Origin of the sequence: Acidovorax bellezanensis, assembly GCF_025421555.1 — a bacterium.
Taxonomy (GTDB): Bacteria; Pseudomonadota; Gammaproteobacteria; order Burkholderiales; family Burkholderiaceae_C; genus Comamonas; species Comamonas bellezanensis.
This window is the reverse complement of record NZ_JAODYH010000040.1, coordinates 1-201: the sequence shown is the minus strand read 5'-3', so window position 1 is coordinate 201 and position 201 is coordinate 1. Positions and strand designations below refer to the sequence as shown.

Annotated in this window: 1 protein-coding gene; it reads left to right on the top strand. The window is 65.7% G+C overall.

The features are described 5' to 3' along the window. A partial coding sequence (locus N0K08_RS23210) for a YDG domain-containing protein (protein ID WP_261502805.1) occupies positions 1-201 on the top strand: 201 nt, incomplete at both ends.

The following is a 201-nucleotide window of genomic DNA, read 5'->3' as shown; positions in this document are numbered from 1 at the left end:
CCGGCAACAAGACCTACGACGGTACGACGGCAGCCAACCTGAGCGGCGGCATCTTGAACGGCCTGGTGGGGAACGAAAGCCTGGTGTTGTCCGGCCAGACGGGCACCTTCAGCAACCAGAACGCAGGTGCCGGCAAGACCGTCACCGTGACGGGCGCGACGCTGGCCAACGGCACGGGTCTGGCCAGCAACTACACGGTCA